The organism is Phenylobacterium sp. (genome assembly GCF_037189685.1).
In the GTDB taxonomy this organism is placed as follows: Bacteria; Pseudomonadota; Alphaproteobacteria; order Caulobacterales; family Caulobacteraceae; genus Phenylobacterium.
In genome coordinates, this window is record NZ_JBBCIT010000001.1 from 38,170 (window position 1) to 55,852 (window position 17,683).

Below are 17,683 nucleotides of genomic sequence, written 5' to 3' on the forward strand. Positions count from 1 at the left end.
CGCCCCGTCATTGGCCGTCTTCGCGTCCGTCAGAACTCGTAGCGCAGCGAGAGCTGGGCGTACCACAGCGAACGGGCGTTGTTGACCGAGCGGGTCAGCGCCGTGGTGCTGGGGTTCGAGTAGCGGTAGCGCACGCAGGTCGGGCTGCCGTTGCCGGCGGCCGCGCCGGTGGCGGTGGCGCACTGGACGTCGACGATCCGGTTGTTGCCCTGGCCCGAGCCGGTGGAGCCGTACTCCTCGACCGTACCCCACTTGTTGTTCAGCAGGTTGAGCACGTTCTGGATGTCGAGCTGGACACGGAACTTGTGGCCGTCGATCGGCGTCGGGATCTCCTGGCTGATCTGCAGGTCGACCTGGTTGACGTCCGGGTTGCGGTTGTAGCCCTTCGGGACGATGCCGGTGGGCAGGTTGAACCGCGCCACGGCGTCCTTGAACCGGTTCAGGGTCGCCACGCTGTCGAAGGTCACGAAGCCGACGTCCAGGTCGTTCGGGTTCGGGTCGGCCGCGAAGTCCGGCACATAGAGCTGGTAGGCGCTCCGGTTGGTGCCGAAGATCGGGCTGCGGTTGCCGCCCTGGCTGGCCATGGTGACATTGAACGGGCGGCCCGAACGGGTCTCGGCGAACAGCGTGAACCGGGTCTTGGCGTTCTCGATGAACTCCTTCTCGTAGCTCAGTTCGAGCTTCACGCGGTCGCGAACCTCCTCGTACCCGCGGCCGTAGGCGTCGCTGTTGGAGTCCCGCGCGTCGGCAAGCTGACTGGCGTAGAGCGAGCCCGAGGTGGTGCCGAAGCGCACGCCGCTCGCACCCTCGCGCAGGTTCTGGCGCACATATCCCAGGCCCACCCGCAGGTCGTCGTCGAGGAAGGTCTTCGAAACGCCGATGGCGGCCACCCAGCCCTTGCCGCGCTTCTCGTTGCCGACCACGAGGTCGGCGGCGTTCTGCACGTTGGTTCCCGCGACCCCGGCCGCAGCCCGGGCGGCATCGGTCATCGTCAGGCCGTCGAAGCGCGGACGGCCGTCGGGCGTGAACTGCTGCTGGCCGTTGACGATCAGCGGCTGGACCTTGAAGTCCGAGTAGCCGATCGTGCTCACCGTCTCGGTCACGACCAGATCCGTCTGGGCCCTGACGCCCCAGGGGAGATCGGCCGAACCGCCGATGAAGAACTTCCAGGCCGACGGGATCTTGAAGGCCGGGTTCAGGGCGATGACTTCCGACGTGGTCGGCAGGAGCGCCGGCGTCACGAGGCCGGTCACGCTGGCGGGCAGATCGTAGCCGAAGCGCGGGTCCGAGACGGCGACGTTCAGCGCCGTCGCGCCGATCCCCTGCGTGAAGCCGGGGTTGGCGCCCAGTTCGCGGAAGGTGCCGTCGGCGTTGCGCTCGACCGTGATGCCCGCCGCCGCATAGCCGGTGGTGCTGAACGAGGTCGAGATCAGCACGTCCGGAATGCCGCCGGCGAAGATGCCGGCGCCGCCGTTGATCCGGAACCACGACTTCGGGTCGTACTTGAACGCGACCCGCGGCATCAGGATCGACTTGCCGTCGTAGGTGGTCTGGTTCGAGAAGCCGTTCCGCTGCACGAAGAACGGGTTCAGGATCGGCTTGTCGTCGCTCTTGTACCAGTCGTAACGGAAGCCCGCCGTCACCTGGAAGCTGTCGGTGATGTCGTAGATATCCTGGATGTAGACGCTGTTCTGCTGGTAGTCGAAGACCGCCGCGGCGTCGTACGGATTTCCGGAAGGCGCGTTCGAATAGACGAAGCGGTTCGCCCGGCCCGCCTGGAAGTCCGCGATGGAGTCGAAGTAGTAGACGCCGTCACTGTTCGGGACGAACAGGTTGACGATCTCCAGGTTCTGCGACTCGAAGCCGAACTTGAACAGGTGTTCGCGGTATGCGTAGGTGGCCTTGAACTGTACGTTCAGGTTGTGGGTCTCGAGTTCGTTGGCCTGACGGAAGCCGTCGGGACCGATCCGGATGTTCGAGAAGCCGCTCTGGCAGGTCGTGAGGACGGCGTCCGAAGTGGGCGCCGAGCAGATCTGGAGCTCGCCGAACTCCTGGCCGGACGGCGGGTTCTGGCGACGCTCGTAGTCCCGATAGGACACCCGGAGCTGGGTCGTCAGGGCGTCGGTCCACTGCGAGTTCAGTTCGCCGACGTAGGAGTAGTCCTCTTCGCCGCTGAGATAGAAGTTCGAGGACAGGCCGGCGGTGCCGGTGTTGAGGTTCGACCGCGCGGTCACTTCCGAGAGCGAATAGCGGTAGGTGAACGACGCCCGGTGGCGGTCGTTGATGTTCCAGTCGATCTTGGCCGAATACTTCTCGTCGAGGATCGGCGTGGACCGAGGGATGCCGCCCGCGTCGAAGTCGGTGGCGTAGGTGGTGTTGAGGATGCCGACGACCTGGTCGATCGTGGCCTGGGTGACGCCGGTGATCGAGTTGGCGAAGCCCGCGCCCGTCGGGCCGACCGGGACCTGCTCGGCCGACTTGTACTTCTCGTACGAGATGGCGAAGAACAGGGTGTCCTTCAGGATCGGGCCCGACAGGAAGCCCCCGAAGTTCTTCTGGCTGATGACCTGATCGACGCGGCGTCCCTTGAACTTCCGGCCGACCATGCCGTCGTTCAGATAGTTCACGAAGGCGCTGCCGTGGAAGTTGTTGGTCCCCGAGCGCAGCACGATGTCGATGGCGCCGCCCTGGAAGTCGCCGTTCTCGACGTCATACGGCACGGCCTGGACCGTGAACTGCTCGACGGCGTCCAGCGAGACGGGTCCGCGAAGGGTGGGCAGGCCGCCCGAGTTCAGGCCGAAGTCGTCCTGCACCGAGGCGCCGTCGATGGTGATGCGGTTCATCTTCGGGTTCGAGCCGGCGATCGAGATACCGCCATCCGACAGGGTGTTGGACGAGACCAGCAGGTTGCGGCGGGCCAGGTCCCGGATGTCGCGCGTCACGGTCACGACCGACTCGATGCTGTCGCGCGCGAGGGTCGAGGAGAGGCCCGAGTTGTTGGCTTCGGGGTTGCGCGCCGCGGTGACGACCAGTTCGTCGACGGCCATCGCCGCATTGAGGTCGAGATCCAGCCGCAGCGTATCGGCCTGGGCCAGCCGGACACCCGAAACGGCCTCGGCGTCGTAGCCCGGCGCCGAAACGCTGATGGTGTACGGGCCGCCGACCCGCAGGCCGCGGGCGTCGAACACGCCGTCCGAGCCCGAACGCGTGATGGTGCGCGTTCCCGAGGGCGTGTGGATGATGGTCACGGTGGCGTTTGCGACGGGCGCTCCGCTTTCCCCTCGCAGCGTGCCCCGGATCGCGCTGGTGGTTTCCTGCGCGTACACCGCCGTGGCCGTGCCGCACGCCAGCGCAGCCAGCGCCGCGCCATAGGCGAGCCGTCTCATGCTCATTCGAATTCCCCTCTCAACAGGTATCCAGGCGCGAAAAAAATCCCCACAACGTCGCCTGACCTTGCCGCCCTATACCGTCAAAAACCGGGGTGTTGGTGACTGTTTTGCGACGGTTCGCCCGAGACTGTCATAGTGAGGCAGAAAGGCCGCACCTTGACGGCAAAGCGATCGAAAAGGCGGCAAGCTTTTGCCCCGCGCCCAGGAGCGCTAGGTTCGAGTGGCCCCCGGGGAATCGAAATGCCGCAAAGCCTTAGGCCGCAAGGCGCCGCTCCGGATCTGCGCGCGGCGATCCTGCTGACGGCCGCCCTGACCTTGGCGCGACTGGCGGCCCTCTTCGCCACGCCGCTCGAACTCTATCCCGACGAGGCGCAATACTGGCTCTGGTCGCGATCTCTGGATTTCGGATACTATTCCAAGCCGCCGATGATCGCGTGGGCGATCTGGGCCAGCACCCAGATCGGCGGCGACGCCGAGGCGTGGATCCGGGCCCCAGCCGCCCTGTTCCAGGCCGGCGCCACCCTGTTGACCTTCCTGATCGGCCGCCGCCTCTTCGACGCCCCGACGGGCCTGGCCGCCGCCGCGCTGTACGGCCTGATGCCGGGGGTGCAGCTGTCGGCCCTGGTGGCGGCGACCGACGCGCCCCTCCTGTTCTTCCTGGGCCTGTCCCTGCTGGCCTACACGGCCTTCCTGTCGGCGGCCGAGCCGCGACAGCGGCGCCTGCTGGCCGCCGGCCTGGGCGCGAGCCTGGGGCTGGCGTTCCTGTCCAAATATGCGGCGGTCTATTTCGGGGTCGGCCTCGCGCTCCACCTGGCGCTCTCCCGGGAAGCGCGCAGCGCCTGGACCCCCGCGTCCGCGGCGGTGGCGACGCTGGCGCTGACGGCCGTCCTGGCGCCGAACCTGGCCTGGAACGCGACCCACGGCTTCGCCACCTTCCAGCACACCGCGGCCAACGCCGCCTGGAGCGGCGTGCGCCTCTTCAACATCGGCGAGATGGGGGCGTTCCTGGGGTCTCAGTTCGGGGTTTTCGGCCCTATTCCACTGGGCGCGCTGATCGTGGGCGTCGGCCTGTTGGTGCGGGAACGGGTGATCCGGCGGCGGGCGATCCGCCGCGAGGACCTGCTGCTGCTCTGCTTCACCCTGCCGCCGCTCCTCATCGTGACGGGCCAGGCGTTCATCAGCCGCGCCAACGCCAACTGGTCGGGCGCGGGCTATCTCGCGGGCTCGGTCCTGGTCGCCGCCTGGCTGATGCGCTGGCGGGCCAGGCTATGGCTGCGGGCGGCGGTCGCGATCCAGGCCGGGGTGGCCGCCTTCTTCCTGGCGGCGGTGATCTCGCCCGCTCTGGCCGACAAGGCCGGGCTGGCCAACGGCCTGAAGCGTGCGCGCGGCTGGTCCGACACCGCCGACCTGATCCTGGATCGCGCCTGGCGCGAGCCGGGGCTGACGGCCATCGCCGTCAACAACCGCTTCCTCTTCTATGCCACCGCCTACTACGGCCGCGACCGCCTGGCCGAGCGGGGCGCGCCGCTGACCAGCTGGCTGCTGATGGAGGGGCCGCGCAACCAGGCCGAGACGGCCGCACCCCTCACCGACGACCTCGGGGCCAGGGTGCTGATGGTGTCCTACGAGGGCTGGCGGCGGGCCGAGATGCAGGCCGACTTCGCTCACGCCTCGGGCCTGGAGATCGGCAGCGTGCGGCTGGACGCCAAGCGCAAGCGCCGGATCGAGATGTTCGTGGGCGAAGACTTCGCGCCGCGTCCGCGCGACCCGGTCAGCGGCCTCCCCATACGGCCCTGAGCGACTGATCGCGCCGGCAGCCGATCCGGTAGCGTTCGTAGTGGGCCGGATTCTTCTTCGCGTAGTCCTGGTGATAGGCCTCGGCGTTCCAGAACGGCGCGGCGGCGCGGGTGGCCACCGTCACCCTGGCGCCCAGCAGTTTCTCCACCTTGGCCTTCTCGGCCTCGGCGACCTGCCGCTCGGCGTCGTTCGCGACGAAGATCGCCGTCCGGTACGACGGGCCCTTGTCGCAGAACTGGCCGGCGGGATCGGTGGGATCGATGTTGCGGTAGAATTTCTCGACGAGCTTGGCGTAGCTCACCTTGGCGGGGTCATAGGTCACCTTCACGGCTTCCAGGTGGCCCCGGTGGTTCTCGTAGGTGGGATTGGCCGTGGTCCCGCCCGAATAGCCCGAGACGGCCTTCACGACGCCGGGCGTGGCCTCGAAGAACTTCTCCACCGACCAGAAGCAGCCGCCGGCGAACACCGCCGTCCGGCTCGCGGCGGCGGCCGGCGCGGGAAAGGTCAGGACTCCGGCCAGGGCCGCGCCTCCGACCAGGGCGACCGTCGCGAACGTCAGGGTCTTCATGGGTCCGCTCTTCCTCACGCCTGCCTATTACGCGAGGAACATGGCGGCGGCTTCAAGGCCGCATCCCTCCCCATTAAGGGGAAGGAGGGGCCACTTCGAAGGGGGCTTCGGTACGGGCCTTGATCTCGTCCAGCGTCACGCCGGGCGCCAGCTCGAGCAGGGTGAGCGGCTTCTTGCCGCGGCTGACGTCGAAGACCCCCAGGTCGGTGACGACGAGGTCCACGACACCCTGGCCCGTCAGCGGCAGCGTGCAGGCGTCGAGCAGCTTGGGCGCGCCGGTCTTCTCGTTGTGCTCCATCACCACGACCACGCGCTTGACGCCGGCCACCAGGTCCATGGCCCCGCCCATGCCCTTCACCATCTTGCCCGGCACCATCCAGTTGGCCAGGTCGCCGTTCGCCGCCACCTGCATGGCGCCCAGGATGCTGAGGTCGATGTGGCCGCCGCGGATCATCGCGAAGCTGTCGGCGCTGGAGAAGTAGCTGGACGACGGCAGGGCGGTGATCGTCTGCTTGCCGGCGTTGATGAGGTCGGCGTCCTCCTCGCCCGCATACGGGAAGGGGCCCATGCCCAGCATGCCGTTCTCGCTCTGCAGCGTCACGCTCATGCCCTCGGGGATGTAGTTGGCCACCAGGGTCGGGATGCCGATCCCCAGGTTGACGTAGAAGCCGTCCTTCAGCTCGCGCGCGGCGCGGGCGGCGATCTGGTCGCGGGTCCACCCCTTGGCGTCCTGGGCCATCGTCTCTACGCCTCCTCGCGCTGGCGCACGGTGCGCTGTTCGATCCGCTTCTCGTGGACACCCTCGACGATGCGGTCGACGAAGATGCCCGGCGTGTGGATATGGTCGGGATCGAGCGTCCCTGTCGCGACCAGCTTCTCCACCTCGGCCACCGTCACCTTGCCGGCGGAGGCCATCATCGGATTGAAGTTCCGCGCGGTCATCCGGTAGATCAGGTTGCCCTCCTGGTCGCCCTTCCACGCCTTCACGATCGACAGGTCGGCCGTCAGGCCCCGCTCCATCACATAGAGCTCGCCGTCGAACTCGCGCACCTCCTTGCCCTCGGCCACCAGGGTGCCGACGCCGGTCCTGGTGAAGAAGGCGGGGATGCCCGCGCCGCCGGCCCGGATGCGCTCGGCCAGGGTGCCCTGGGGGTTGAACTCCAGCTCCAGCTTGCCGGAGAGGTAGAGCTCGGCGAACAGCTTGTTCTCGCCCACGTAGGACGAGATCATCTTGCGGATCTGCCCGCCGGCCAGCAGCACGCCCAGCCCGAAATCGTCGACGCCGCAGTTGTTGGAGACGACCGTCAGGTCCTTCACGCCGCTCCGGCGGATGGCCGCGATCAGGGTCTCCGGGATGCCGCACAGCCCGAAGCCCCCGGCCATGATCGTCATGCCGTCGAAGAGCAGCCCCTCCAGGGCCTCGACCGCATCGTTGCGAACCTTGTCAGCCATGCCGGCCCCATATGCTGCAAACGCCCCGCCGAGAACCGGAACGGGGCAGAATTCATCACCCGATGAACACCGGCGCCCTCGATTTGGTCAAGGGGTCCGGGCGTCTTCGCGCTCCCGGCCCAGAACTTCGGCGGCGTCGGGATTGAGCGCCTCGCCACCCTTCTTCGGCGTCGAGAACGGTTCGGGCGTCGGTGTCGCCATGTTGCCGCGCATCAGCCAGCGCCCGGCCTGGAGGCCGCCCGCGACCTGCAGTTCGAAGCGTTCGTTGTCGCGCTTGCGGGCGTCCTTGACCAGGTCCGCCGCCTCGACCTCGTCTACGCCCATTTCGATGAGCGTCCGCTTGGAAAATTGCAGGGCGGATTCGAAGGTCTCGCGGATCTGGAAGTCCACGCCCGCCTCGACGAGCCGCAGCGAGTGGCCGCGGTCGAAGGCGCGGACGAACAGCTTGGCCAGCGGGAACTCGGCCTTCACCAGCTCGACGATCCGGTCGGCCACGTCGGGCTTGTCCACGCAGACCAGGATCGCCTCGGCGTTGCCGGCGCCCGACGCGCGCAGCACGTCGAGCCGCGTGCCGTCGCCGTAATAGACCTTGAAGCCGAAGGCGGCGGCGGCGCGGATCATCTCCACGTCGTTCTCGATGGTCGAGACCTCGATCCCCTTGGCCAGCAGCGGCTGGCTGACCACCTGGGCGAACCGGCCGAAGCCGATGATCAGCACCCGGCTCTGGAGGCCGTCGGCCTTCTCGACGCCGTCGAACGACTCCTTGGGCGGCGGCATGGCGGCCTTCATCGCGATCACCACCAGGGGCGTCAGCGCCATCGAGATGATGACGATCGCTGTCATGCCGGCGCTGGTGCGGCCATCCATGACGCCCGCCGACACCGCCGCGGCATACAGGACGAAGGCGAATTCCCCGCCCTGGGCGAACAGGGCGGCCCGCCGGATGGCCTCGCGGTGGTCCGAGCGGAACAGGCGGGCGACACCGTATATGGCCAGCGCCTTGACGATCATGAACGCGGCGACCCCGGCGAGGATCATGCCCCATTCCTGGGCGACGACCGACAGGTCCAGCGACATGCCGACGCTGAGGAAGAACAGGCCCAGGAGGATTCCGCGGAAGGGATCGATGTCGGCCTCGAGCTGGTGGCGGAAGCTGGATTCCGAGAGCAGGACGCCGGCCAGGAAGGCGCCCATCGCCATCGACAGCCCGCCCCATTGCATGAAGAGGGCCGTGCCCAGCACCACCAGGAGCGCCGCGGCCGTCATGATCTCGCGCGCGCCGGTCCCGGCGAGGATCTGGAAGAACGGGTTCAGGAGCCAGCGGCCGGCGGCCACCACCGCGGCGATGCAGCCCAGGGCGATGAGGACCGACATCCAGGCCGGCTGGGTCGACTCCACCGGGCCGCCCGAGAACGAGGCCAGGATCGCCACCAGCGCCAGGAGCGGCACGACGGCCAGGTCCTCGAGCAGCAGGATGGAGATCGCCCGCTGACCGGCATCCGAGGCCGTCTCGCCCTGCTCGTCCAGCATCTTCATGATCACGGCGGTGGACGAGAGGACGAAACCGCTGGCGCCGATCACCGCCGCGGCGGGCGGCAGGCCGGCCAGGATCGCCACCCCCGACAGCAGGGCGCAGCAGAGGACCACCTGGGTCGCACCCAGGCCGAAGATCTCGCGCCGGAGCGTCCAGAGTTTGGCGGGCCGCATCTCCAGCCCGATGATGAACAGGAACATCACCACGCCCAGCTCGGCGACGTGCAGGATCGCCTCGGGGTCGGTGAACAGGCGCAGGCCGAAGGGGCCGATGGCGAGGCCCGCGGCCAGATATCCCAGGACCGATCCCAGCCCGAGCCGCCGGAACAGCGGCACGGCCGCCACGCCGGCCGCGAGCAGGATCACCACCTGGCCGAGGTTCGCTCCGCCCGCCGCCTCGGCCGCCATGCCCCGTCTCCTTCGCCGCACCGTGACGGGCGGCCGCATCCTATGTGGTGTGCAATCGGGCCGCTGCGCAACATGCGGCGCGCCCAGTCTGGTGGAGCGGCCCGCCGCGTGGGTGTAGAAGGCGGCCATGAGCCAAGCGCACGCCCACCAGGACAGCATCGAACCGGTCTCGTTCCGGCTGTTCGACCAGGACTTCCAGACCTTCACCCGCAGGCTGGGCGACAGCTACGCCCGCTGGGGGTTCGCGGTGATCTCGGACCACGGCCTGCCGCAGGACCGGATCGACGCGGCCATCGACCAGATGAAGCGGTTCTTCGCCCTGCCCGAGGACGCCAAGCTGAAGTACAAGCTGCCGCTGGCCGGCCAGCGCGGCTACACGCCCTTCGGGGTCGAGACCGCCAAGGGCGCCCGGCACTACGACCTCAAGGAGTTCTGGCACGTCGGCCGCGACCTGCCCCCCGGCCACCGTTTCCGCGACCACATGGCCGACAATGTCTGGCCCGACGCCGAGCTGCCCGAGTTCCGCGCGGCGGTGCATTGGCTCTACGGAGCCCTCGACACGATGGGCCTGAAGGTGCTGGAGGCGATCGCGGCCTACCTCGACCTGCCCCGCCATTTCTTCGACGACAAGGTGGACGTGGGCAACTCCATCCTGCGCCTGCTGCACTATCCGCCCGTCCCGAAGGACGGCCCCCACATCCGGGCGGGCGCGCACGAGGACATCAACGTCATCACCCTGCTGCTCGGCGCCGAGGAAGCCGGACTGGAGGTCAAGGACCACGACGGGCGGTGGATCGCCATCAACCCGCCGGCCGGCAGCCTGGTCTGCAACATCGGCGACATGCTGCAGCGGCTGTGCAACCACCGCCTGCCGTCGACCACCCACCGGGTGGTGAACCCGGCGCCCGAGCGCCGGGGCTTCGCGCGCTATTCGACGCCGTTCTTCCTGCACTTCAACTCGGACTACCGGATCGAGACGCTGCCCAATTGCGTCGACGCCACCCATCCCGACCGGTATCCGGAACCCATCACCGCGGACGACTACCTCAAGGAGCGGCTGCGCGAGATCAAGCTGGCCTAGCGCGCGTCCTGCCGGCGTGATCACCGATCCGATCTTCTACGCCGTGGCCCTGCCGGCCGTGGTCCTGATGGGTTTCGCCAAGGGCGGGTTCGCCGGCGTCGGCGCCCTCTCCATGCCGCTGCTGGCGCTGACGGTGTCGCCGGTGCGGGCGGCTGCCATCCTGCTGCCCATCCTGATCGTCCAGGACGTGGTGGGCGTGTGGGCCTTCCGCCGTGAGTGGGACCGGCGGATCGTCGCCATCATGCTTCCCGGCGCGGCGGTCGGCATCCTGGCCGGCTACCTGCTGGCGGCGAAGGTGTCGGCCGCGGCAGTGCTGGGCGCCCTGGGCGCCATCTCGATCCTGTTCGCGCTCCACAGGCTGTGGCTCATGCGCGGCGGCGCGGTCCAGGCGCCGGCCAACTCACCGCCGGCGGTGGGCGTTCTGTTCGGCGCGCTGAGCGGTTTCACCAGCCAGATCGCCCACGCGGGCGGCCCGCCGTTCCAGATGTGGGTGCTGCCGCGCGGCCTCTCGCCCCGCGGCCTGGCCGGCACCACGGCCATCTTCTTCGCCGTCATCAACTGGCTGAAGGTCCCGGCCTACGCGGCCCTGGGTCAGTTCACGCCCGGAAACCTGCTGACGGTGGCCGCCCTGCTGCCGGTGGCGATCGCCTCGACGTTCGGCGGCGTCTGGCTGGTGAAGCGCATCGCCGCCGAGCGGTTCTATGTCGTCATCTACGGCCTCATGATCCCGGTCGGCGCCCACCTGGTCTGGAAGGCCCTCACGGGGTGAGGCCGGGTGAAGCGCGCGCGGCGCGCCCTCCGCCGTCCGGTCACCAGCCGCACTTCTGGCCGCGGTTCTGCTTCACCAGCCAGGCGTCCAGCGGCTTGAAGTAGTCGGCCACGGCGCTGGCGTCGGTGCGGGTCTCGCCCGAGAAGACGGCCAGGGTCTGGGGCCAGGGTTGCGACTGGCCCAGCTCCATCATCCGGTTGAACTTCTCGCCCACCGCCTTCTGGCCATAGACCGAGCAGCGGTGCAGCGGGCCCTTCCATCCGGCCTGCTGGCAGGCCGCCCGGTGGAACTGGAACTGGTAGATGTGGGCGAGGAAGTAGCGCGTGTAGGGCGTGTTGCCGGGGACATGATACTTGGCGCCCGGATCGAAGGCGTCGGCCGGACGCTCGCCCGGCGGCGTGATCCCCTGGTACTTGAGGCGCAACGCGCTCCAGGCCTTGTTGTAGTCATCCGGGCCGGTCGCGCCCGAGAACACGTCCCAGCGCCACCGGTCGACCAGCAGGCCGAACGGCAGGAAGGCGATCTTGTCCAGGGCCATCTTGAGCAGGAACGGAATGTCCTCCTCGGCGCCCGGCACGGTTTCCAGAAGACCGATCTGGTTCAGGTAGGTGGGGGTGGACGCCGACAGGGCCGCCCAGTCACCGATGGCCTCGTGGAAGCCGTCGTTCGCCCCGCTGCGGAACAGGGTGGGCTGGTCCTTGTAGGCGCGCTGATAGTAGTTGTGACCCAGTTCGTGGTGGACGGTCTGGAAGTCCTCGCCGTTCACCTTGGTGCACATCTTGATGCGGATGTCGTCCTTGCTGTCGATATTCCAGGCCGAGGCGTGGCACACCACCTCACGATCTCGCGGCCGGGTGATGAGCGAGCGCGCCCAGAACGTCTCGGGCAGGGGGGCATAGCCCAGCGACGAGTAGAAGGTCTCGCCGGTCTTCACCATCCTGACGGCGTCGTACCCCTTGGCCTCGAGAAGCTTGTCCAGATCGTAGCCGGAGCTGGCGGCCTTCGGCGCGACGATGTCGTAGATATTGCCCCACTGCTGGGCCCACATGTTGCCCAGGAGGTCGGCGCGGATCGGGCCGGTCCTGGGTTGCACCGCGTCCCCGTACCGCGCATTGAGCTGAGCGCGGACATAGCAGTGCAGGTTGCGGTAGAATGGCGCGACCTGGGCCCACAGGCGGTCGGTCTCGGTCGCGAACGCTTCGGGCGACATGTCGTAGTTGGACCGCCACAGCGCGCCGGTGTCGGCGAAGCCCAGGCCCTTGGCGCCCTCGTTCGAGAGGGCGGCGAAGCGGACATAGTCGGCCTTGATCGGGCTGGCGGTGGCGTGCCACCCCTCCCAGACCGCCTTCAGTTCGGCCGGATCGCGGCTGGCCCGCAGCACGTCCTCGGCGTCGTTCAGGGTGATCGGCTGGCCCTTGAAGTCGAATTTCGCCGTCGAATAGGCGCTGTTCATCCGGGTCAGCAGCTTGGCCAGTTCGTCGGCGGCGCCCGGACGGTTCGGGGCGGGCGACACGGCGTACAGCTTGAGCAGCTTCAGCTTGCGGGCGGTCACCGGATCGGCCGCGACGCCGTCGAACCGCGCGGCCTCCGTGGCGAGGCCCGCCAGCAGGGCGCTTCGCTCGGCCGAGGCCTTGGCGTCGAGCCACTGGGTGTCGTCGGTGATGAAGTTGGCCCGGACCCAGGCCGCACGACTGGCGAAGGCGTTGGCGGTGTCGATCCGGGCTTCGGCGGCGTCGACGAAGGCCTTGGCCTCGGCGGGCGTGGCGCGGGCATCGACCTGGGCCAGCGCCGTGGCGGGCCCCATGCCGGCGAGGACGGCCGCCGCGGTGGCCGCCATGAGTTTCAGTTTCATTCCGTCTTCCTGGACGTGGCTTCTTGTGGCGGCGTCACGCCGCCGGCTGGGTCCGAGGAGAGAGCCGCCCGGCGGGAGCGTCAACCCTTGGGAACGCGCCATCCCTGAGGGGTAACGTCAATCCAAGGCCGAGGGACGGCGGCTCAGTCGGCGAATTCGGCCAGGTCCTCGGGGCCCGCGACGGTCACGTCGAGGTCGGTCACCAGGCCTGTGCCCAGGGTGTAGACCCAGCCATGGACGCTGAGCGCCTGGCCACGCAACCAGGCCTCGCGGACGAAGACGTCCGACGCGACGTTGCGCACCTGGCGGATGACGTTCAACTCCACCAGCCGGTCCCACTTGGCCCGCTCGTCCGGCAACGCCTCCAGTTCATGCCGGTGACAGTGGTGGACCTCGCGGATGGGGTGCAGCCAGTGGTCGACTAGGCCCCGGCGCTGACCGTCCACCGCGGCGGCCACGCCGCCGCACCCGTAGTGGCCCACGACCAGGATATGCTTCACCTTGAGCACATCGACGGCGAACTGCAGCACCGACAGGTAGTTGGCGTCCTGGGGCGGGGCGAGATTGGCCACGTTTCGGTGGACGAACAGCTCGCCGGGGTCCAGCCCCACGATCTCGTTGGCCGGCACGCGGGAGTCGGCGCAGCCGATCCACAGGTACTCGGGGGCCTGCTGGCCCTCCAGTCGCCTGAAGAAGCCGGGGTCGACGGCGACCTTGCCGGCCGCCCAGGCGCGGTTCTTGGCTTTGAGGTCTTCCAGGGTCTTGGGCATGTGGGTCGCCTTCCTCAAGCCTTCGCCGCATCGGGCTGGCGGTCGGGATGGGCCGCCTGGAAGGCGGGCTGCGTATCCGCGTGGGCCGCCACCCTGGCGATCGCCGGCCAGGGCGCCATGTCCAGGCTCCAGCGATGGGCGCCGTAGACCTGGGGGACCAGGCAGCAGTCGGCCATCGTGGCGCTGTCGCCGAAGGCGAAGCGGCCGCCGTGCGCGGCGATCAGGGGCTCCAGCGCGTCGAAGCCCTCGATCATCCAGTGTTTCATCCAGGCGATGTACTCGTCCTGCGAATGACCCATCTCGAGCTGCAGGTGACGTCCCACCCGGGTGTTGTTCAGCGGGTGAATGTCGCAGGCGACGATCCCCGCCATGCGGCGGACCATCGCCCGGTCCAGCGCCGAACGCGGCAGGATCGGCGGCTGCGGCCGGGTCTCCTCGAGCCATTCCAGGATGGCCAGGCTCTGGGCCAGGACGGCGCCGTCGCCCAGATCCAGAGCGGGCGTCAGGCCCTGGGGATTGACCGCGCGATAGGCCGGCTCCCGCTGCTGGCCGGCGATGAGATCGACGGGGGCATAGTCGTAGGCGACGCCCTTCAGCGCCAGGCCGATACGGACCCGATAGGGCGCGGAGGCGCGCCAGGCCGAATGCAGGGTCAGCGCCATCAGCGCACCGTGAAGGCGAGGTGGCCCACGCCCTCGACCTCGCCTTCCACGCGGTCGCCGCGGACCAGGACGCCGACACCCTCGGGCGTGCCGGTGTAGATCAGGTCGCCGGGCGCCAGCGCCCACAGCCTGGAGGCTTCGGCGACGATCTCGGGGACGTTCCAGAGCATGTCCGCGACCACGGCGTCCTGGCGCGTCTGGCCGTTCACCGAGAGCGCGATGCGCCCCTGGGGCGGCGGCCCGTCCCAGCGGCGGATGGCCGAGATCGGCGCGCTCGCGTCGAAGCCCTTGGCCGAGTCCCACGGCTGGCCCTTGTCGCGCGCGGCGGCCTGGAGGTCGCGGCGGGTCAGGTCGACGCCCACCGCATAGCCGAAGATGTGCGACAGGGCGTCGGCGACGTCGATGTCGCGACCACCCTTGCCGATGGCGACCACAAGTTCGATCTCATGGTGCAGATTGGCCGTCGCCTGGGGATAGGCCGGATCCTCGCCCGGCGGGACCACGGCGTCGGCGGGCTTGGCGAAGAAGAACGGCGGGTCGCGGTCGTCCCCGCCCATCTCGCGCCGGTGGGCGGCGTAGTTGCGCCCCACGCAGAGGACGCGGCGCACCGGGAACGCGGCGGCGCCGCCCTCGACGGGGACAGTCGGGACGGGCGGAAGGGGCAGCGCATAGGGCATGGGGCGCAAATAGGCCCATGGCCGCCATCTGTGAACCCCGGCGCCGCTGCGGAGAATGACGTTGGGGAAGCGTGGGCGCCGCCCGATCCAGGGCGCCACGGAAACGGAAAGGGCTCCCGCCTTGCAGCGGAAGCCCTCCGTCGAGTTTGGCGGGGACGGCCCCGAAGGGCCGGCCCCCAGAGGGCCTCAGCCCTATTCCTTCGACGCCTTCTCGCGCAGGGCGGCGCCCAGGATGTCGCCGAGCGAAGCGCCGGAGTCCGACGAGCCGAACTGTTCGATGGCTTCCTTTTCCTCGGCCATCTCCAGCGACTTGATCGACAGCGAGATGCGGCGGGCCGCCTTGTCGACGTTGGTCACCTGGGCGTCCACGCGGTCGCCGACCGCGAAGCGCTCGGGGCGCTGGTCGGCGCGGTCGCGGCTCAGGTCCGACTTGCGGATGAAGGCCGTCATCGGGGCTTCCTCGTCGCCGAACTTCACCTCGATGCCGCCCGAGGTGACCTCGGTGACGGTCGTGGTGACGGTCTGGCCCTTGCGGAAGGTGTCGCCCTGAAGCGGGTCGCCCGCCAGTTGCTTGATGCCGAGGGAGATCCGCTCCTTCTCGACGTCGACGTCCAGGACGCGCGCCTTGACGGTCTCGCCCTTCTGGTACTTGGCGATGGCTTCTTCGCCCGACATCGCCCAGTCGAGGTCGCTGAGGTGCACCATCCCGTCGATGTCGTTGTCCAGGCCGATGAACAGGCCGAACTCGGTGGCGTTCTTGACCTCGCCCTCGACGACCGTGCCGATCGGGTGATCCTGCACGAACTTCTCCCACGGGTTGGCCAGGGCCTGCTTGAGGCCAAGGGACACGCGGCGCTTGGACGGATCGACGTCCAGCACGACCACGTCCACCTCCTGCGAGGTGGAGACGATCTTGCCGGGGTGGACGTTCTTCTTGGTCCACGACATCTCCGACACGTGCACCAGGCCCTCCACGCCCGGCTCCAGCTCCACGAAGGCGCCGTAGTCGGTGATGTTGGTGATGCGGCCGGTGAACTTCGCGCCCACCGGGTACTTGGCTTCCACGCCGTCCCACGGGTCGGACTGGAGCTGCTTCATGCCGAGCGAGATGCGCTGGGTGTCCGGGTTGATCTTGACGATCTGGACCTTGACGGTGTCGCCCACGGCCAGGACCTGGCTCGGGTGGTTGACGCGCTTCCAGCTCATGTCGGTGACGTGCAGCAGGCCGTCGATGCCGCCCAGGTCCACGAACGCGCCGTAGTCGGTGATGTTCTTGACCACGCCTTCGCGGACTTCACCCTCTTGCAGCTGCGACACCAGTTCGGTGCGCTGCTCGGCGCGGGCTTCTTCCAGGATCGCCCGGCGCGAAACCACGATGTTGCCGCGGGGCCGGTCCATCTTGAGGATGGCGAAGGGCTGTTCCTTGCCCATCAGCGGGCCGACGTCGCGGACCGGACGGATGTCCACCTGCGAACCCGGCAGGAACGCCGAGGCGCCGCCCAGGTCGACGGTGAAGCCGCCCTTCACGCGGCCGACGATGACGCCCATCACCGGCTCGTTCTTGGCGTAGACCTCTTCCAGGCGGGTCCAGGCTTCCTCGCGGCGGGCCTTCTCGCGGCTGATCACCGCTTCGCCCATCGCGTTCTCGACGCGCTCCAGGAACACCTCGACGGTGTCTCCGGCCTTCAGCGGCGGACGGTCTTCGCCCGGCGCGGTGAACTCTTTCAGCGGGACGCGGCCTTCGGTCTTCAGGCCGACGTCGACGATCGCGAAGTCCTTCTCGATGGCCACCACCTTGCCGTGGACCACCTGGCCTTCCATGAAGTCACGCCCGCCGAGGGACTCGTCGAGCAGCGCGGCGAAATCGTCGCGCGAGGGATTGAGGCTGATATCGTTCGCCATGAGATCTTTCGTTCGGAATGATCGAAGTCCACGCAGCCAGCGGCCCGCGGTCCGATCGGGGTCAGGGGTTGAACCGAAGGCGCGGGAAACACCCCGCGCGGGTGAAGTCTGCCCGCGGCGATCGAGGGAAAGGCGCGGTTGGATTTGCCTTGCCGGCCAAGCCTCCTATCGGAAAGCTTCCCAGCGGGCGCGCGCCGCCTCGACGATGCGGCGGGCCGCATCGGCGGCGTGCTCTATAGTCATTTCGGTGGTGTCGAGCAACTCCGCGTCGGGCGCGGCGACCATGGGCGCGGCCTCGCGGGCGCCGTCGCGAGCGTCACGGCGGCGGATGTCGGCCAGCACATCGGCGTATTCGACCGTCTCGCCCTGGCCCACGAGCTGTTTCCAGCGACGCTCGGCGCGGACCTCGGGCGTGGCGGTGACGTAGAGCTTGGCCGGCGCGTCGGGGCAGATGACCGTGCCGATATCGCGGCCGTCCAGCACCGCGCCGCCCGGCTGCGCCGCAAAGGCGCGCTGGAAGTCCAGAAGAGCGGCCCGGACCCCGGGATGGACCGCCACGCGGCTGGCCAGCTCGCCCGCGCCGCGGGTGCGCAGGGCGGGGTCCTCCAGGACCGCGGCCGTCAGCCCGCGCGCGCCGTCCCAGGCAGCGGCTTCGTCGTCCGGGTTCCCGCCTGCGCGGTCGGTGAGCACGCCCACCGCGCGATAGAGCAGGCCCGTGTCCAGCACCGGCAGGCCGAACATCCGCCCCAGCCGCACGGCGATCGTTCCCTTTCCCGAGGCGGCGGGGCCGTCCACGGCGACGACGAAGGAAGGCGTCGTCATC

Annotated in this window: 14 protein-coding genes; 3 read left to right on the plus strand and 11 right to left on the minus strand. The window is 68.9% G+C overall.

Translation table 11 applies throughout. From position 1 onward, the window contains the following. Positions 1-29 precede the first annotated feature (29 nt). The gene (locus tag WG212_RS00185) at positions 30-3,392 is read right to left on the minus strand and encodes a TonB-dependent receptor (RefSeq protein ID WP_337185044.1); all 3,363 of its coding nucleotides are present in this window, start codon (positions 3,390-3,392) and stop codon (positions 30-32) included. Positions 3,393-3,629: 237 nt separating this feature from the next. On the opposite strand from WG212_RS00185, the gene WG212_RS00190 reads away from it, so the two are divergent. Further along, entirely contained in the window at positions 3,630-5,186 is a 1,557-nt protein-coding gene (locus tag WG212_RS00190; RefSeq protein ID WP_337185045.1) for a glycosyltransferase family 39 protein, read from the plus strand. Here WG212_RS00190 and msrA read toward each other — a convergent pair. From msrA to WG212_RS00210, 4 genes are all read right to left on the minus strand, one after another. Next, positions 5,161-5,754 (minus strand): peptide-methionine (S)-S-oxide reductase MsrA, encoded by a 594-nt coding sequence (gene msrA / locus WG212_RS00195; protein WP_337185046.1) that lies wholly within the window; start codon positions 5,752-5,754, stop codon positions 5,161-5,163. The genes WG212_RS00190 and msrA overlap by 26 nt on opposite strands. Positions 5,755-5,827: 73 nt before the next feature. Then, positions 5,828-6,493, minus strand: a complete 666-nt coding sequence (locus WG212_RS00200; RefSeq protein ID WP_337185047.1) for a 3-oxoacid CoA-transferase subunit B — start codon at positions 6,491-6,493, stop codon at positions 5,828-5,830. Positions 6,494-6,498: 5 nt separating this feature from the next. Next, positions 6,499-7,206, minus strand: a complete 708-nt coding sequence (locus tag WG212_RS00205) for a CoA transferase subunit A (RefSeq protein WP_337185048.1) — start codon at positions 7,204-7,206, stop codon at positions 6,499-6,501. A gap of 87 nt (positions 7,207-7,293) precedes the next feature. Then, the gene (locus tag WG212_RS00210; RefSeq protein ID WP_337185049.1) at positions 7,294-9,147 is read right to left on the minus strand and encodes a monovalent cation:proton antiporter-2 (CPA2) family protein; all 1,854 of its coding nucleotides are present in this window, start codon (positions 9,145-9,147) and stop codon (positions 7,294-7,296) included. A gap of 127 nt (positions 9,148-9,274) precedes the next feature. Between WG212_RS00210 and WG212_RS00215 the strand changes: the two genes are divergently transcribed. Further along, complete coding sequence (locus WG212_RS00215; protein WP_337185050.1) at positions 9,275-10,228, plus strand: 2-oxoglutarate and iron-dependent oxygenase domain-containing protein; 954 nt, start codon at positions 9,275-9,277, stop codon at positions 10,226-10,228. Positions 10,229-10,244: 16 nt separating this feature from the next. Next, a complete protein-coding gene (locus tag WG212_RS00220) occupies positions 10,245-10,997 on the plus strand; it encodes a sulfite exporter TauE/SafE family protein (protein WP_337185051.1) in 753 nt (250 codons plus the stop codon). Between the two features lie 40 nt (positions 10,998-11,037). Here the strand turns inward: WG212_RS00220 and WG212_RS00225 are convergent, their stop codons facing one another. From WG212_RS00225 to cmk, 6 genes are all read right to left on the minus strand, one after another. Next, positions 11,038-12,849 carry a M2 family metallopeptidase gene (locus tag WG212_RS00225; protein WP_337185052.1) on the minus strand — a complete coding sequence of 604 codons (1,812 nt, stop codon included), beginning with the start codon at positions 12,847-12,849 and terminating at the stop codon, positions 11,038-11,040. Positions 12,850-12,992: 143 nt separating this feature from the next. Beyond that, on the minus strand, positions 12,993-13,619 hold the full coding sequence (locus WG212_RS00230; protein ID WP_337185053.1) for a carbonic anhydrase: 627 nt from the start codon (positions 13,617-13,619) through the stop codon (positions 12,993-12,995). Positions 13,620-13,633: 14 nt separating this feature from the next. Continuing rightward, entirely contained in the window at positions 13,634-14,281 is a 648-nt protein-coding gene (gene maiA, locus WG212_RS00235) for a maleylacetoacetate isomerase (RefSeq protein ID WP_337185054.1), read from the minus strand. Beyond that, a complete protein-coding gene (locus WG212_RS00240; RefSeq protein ID WP_337185055.1) occupies positions 14,281-14,958 on the minus strand; it encodes a fumarylacetoacetate hydrolase family protein in 678 nt (225 codons plus the stop codon). The genes maiA and WG212_RS00240 overlap by 1 nt, the downstream gene beginning before the upstream one ends. 192 nt (positions 14,959-15,150) lie before the next feature. Next, positions 15,151-16,860, minus strand: coding sequence for a 30S ribosomal protein S1 (rpsA, locus tag WG212_RS00245; RefSeq protein ID WP_337185056.1), 1,710 nt, complete (start codon positions 16,858-16,860; stop codon positions 15,151-15,153). 165 nt (positions 16,861-17,025) lie between these two features. Next, entirely contained in the window at positions 17,026-17,682 is a 657-nt protein-coding gene (cmk, locus tag WG212_RS00250; protein WP_337185057.1) for a (d)CMP kinase, read from the minus strand. Position 17,683 lies beyond the last annotated feature (1 nt).

Bases quoted from the DNA above. Each gene is read 5' to 3' on its own strand.
- WG212_RS00210 (WP_337185049.1), bottom strand. From the start codon at position 9,147: ATGGCGGCCGAGGCGGCGGGCGGAGCGAACCTCGGCCAGGTGGTGATC.
- rpsA (WP_337185056.1), bottom strand. From the start codon at position 16,860: ATGGCGAACGATATCAGCCTCAATCCCTCGCGCGACGATTTCGCCGCG.
- maiA (WP_337185054.1), bottom strand. From the start codon at position 14,281: ATGGCGCTGACCCTGCATTCGGCCTGGCGCGCCTCCGCGCCCTATCGG.
- WG212_RS00240 (WP_337185055.1), bottom strand. From the start codon at position 14,958: ATGCCCTATGCGCTGCCCCTTCCGCCCGTCCCGACTGTCCCCGTCGAG.
- WG212_RS00225 (WP_337185052.1), bottom strand. From the start codon at position 12,849: ATGAAACTGAAACTCATGGCGGCCACCGCGGCGGCCGTCCTCGCCGGC.
- WG212_RS00190 (WP_337185045.1), top strand. From the start codon at position 3,630: ATGCCGCAAAGCCTTAGGCCGCAAGGCGCCGCTCCGGATCTGCGCGCG.
- msrA (WP_337185046.1), bottom strand. From the start codon at position 5,754: ATGAAGACCCTGACGTTCGCGACGGTCGCCCTGGTCGGAGGCGCGGCC.
- WG212_RS00215 (WP_337185050.1), top strand. From the start codon at position 9,275: ATGAGCCAAGCGCACGCCCACCAGGACAGCATCGAACCGGTCTCGTTC.
- WG212_RS00200 (WP_337185047.1), bottom strand. From the start codon at position 6,493: ATGGCCCAGGACGCCAAGGGGTGGACCCGCGACCAGATCGCCGCCCGC.
- WG212_RS00185 (WP_337185044.1), bottom strand. From the start codon at position 3,392: ATGAGCATGAGACGGCTCGCCTATGGCGCGGCGCTGGCTGCGCTGGCG.
- WG212_RS00205 (WP_337185048.1), bottom strand. From the start codon at position 7,206: ATGGCTGACAAGGTTCGCAACGATGCGGTCGAGGCCCTGGAGGGGCTG.
- cmk (WP_337185057.1), bottom strand. From the start codon at position 17,682: ATGACGACGCCTTCCTTCGTCGTCGCCGTGGACGGCCCCGCCGCCTCG.
- WG212_RS00230 (WP_337185053.1), bottom strand. From the start codon at position 13,619: ATGCCCAAGACCCTGGAAGACCTCAAAGCCAAGAACCGCGCCTGGGCG.